Annotated in this window: 1 protein-coding gene; it reads right to left on the bottom strand. The window is 68.5% G+C overall.

What is annotated here, in order from left to right; translation table 11 throughout:
* Positions 1 to 33 precede the first annotated feature (33 nt).
* Positions 34 to 1,103, bottom strand: a protein-coding gene (locus RNC47_RS37790; RefSeq protein WP_449657366.1) for an IS630 family transposase whose coding sequence is annotated in 2 segments (ribosomal slippage) — positions 34 to 639 and positions 642 to 1,103 — 1,068 coding nt in all. Because the reading frame shifts where the segments join, the coding sequence is not laid out codon by codon here.
* Positions 1,104 to 1,169 lie beyond the last annotated feature (66 nt).

Genomic DNA, 1,169 nt, shown 5'->3' on the forward strand with positions numbered 1-1,169 from the left:
CTGAGGTTGAACTCGCGATAGCGGGTGGGGTGGTCAAGGCGGCTCGATGATCAGGCCGGTCTCGACGAGGCAGCCGTCGAGCAGGTGCGGGCGGTACTGGATCTTCTTCAGCTTGCGCTTCATGACGCGGACGAGGTGATCGAGATTGGCGGCGGCGAAGTTCTCCAGCGACCGTTTCAGCAGCGACCACACCCCCTCGGTCGGGTTGAGGTCGGGAGCGTAGGAGGGCAGCTGGAACACCCTGAGCCACTCCTTGTTCTCCGCGATGAAGTCCGCAAGCTCTCCGGTCAGGTGCACATTCAGGTTGTCCCACACCCACACGATCGGGGCGCCGAGCTGGTGGTGCGCGAGCACGATCAGGTCGCGGTAGTCCCGCCAGGCGAAGCTCTTGCGCTCGCCCTTGCGCCCGCGCCACACGTGCAGCCGGTAGAACAAGTGCGTCCGCGCACCGGGCTTGAAGCACACGACGCCGGCCACGGAGACCCGGCCCCGGTTGCTGCCGCGCACCCGCATCACCGGGGTCTGGCCGCGCGGTGCCCAGGTACGTCCCTTCGGCGGCCTCAGCCCCTGGCCCGCTTCGTCCTCGAAGCAGATGTAGGCGTCCAGGTCCGCCGCGGTGCTTTTACCCGCGGCCACACCTCGTCCTTCCACACCTCGACGGCCTCGTCGTTCCGCTCGATCGCCCGGTGAGCGGGCACCTGCGCGGACCATCCGTGCCGCCGGAGCAGTTTCCACACGCCCTGCACGGTGTAGCCGACGTGGAACATCCGCCCGATCAGCGTCTTGATCCGCACCAGCGTCCAGCCCTGGCCCTCGTCCCAGCCGTGCGCCAGCGGTCCCCGTGCCAGCTCCCGCTCCAAACGCTCCCACTGCCGGGGTGAGAGCCGCTCCACCGACATCGGCCCCTTGGACCGCAGGGCGTCCAGGCCACCCTCGCGCCAGGACCGGCGCCACTTCTCGACCTGCCGCTTACCCACCCGTAACTCGGCCGCGATCTCAGCAGTCTTCTCACCCCGCCCGAACCGCGCGCCGGCCTCCAACCGCACCCGTTCCCGGGCCTGTTGCCCCTTCGGCGTCAGCCCGCCTCCCTGCGCATACCTCATGAACACGGCATACCGCAGGGATCACGAGCCGTCACGACCAGCCGCTATCGCGAGTTCAACCTCAGT

The sequence above is a fragment of the Streptomyces millisiae genome, assembly GCF_031845425.1.
In the GTDB taxonomy this organism is placed as follows: Bacteria; Actinomycetota; Actinomycetes; order Streptomycetales; family Streptomycetaceae; genus Streptomyces; species Streptomyces millisiae.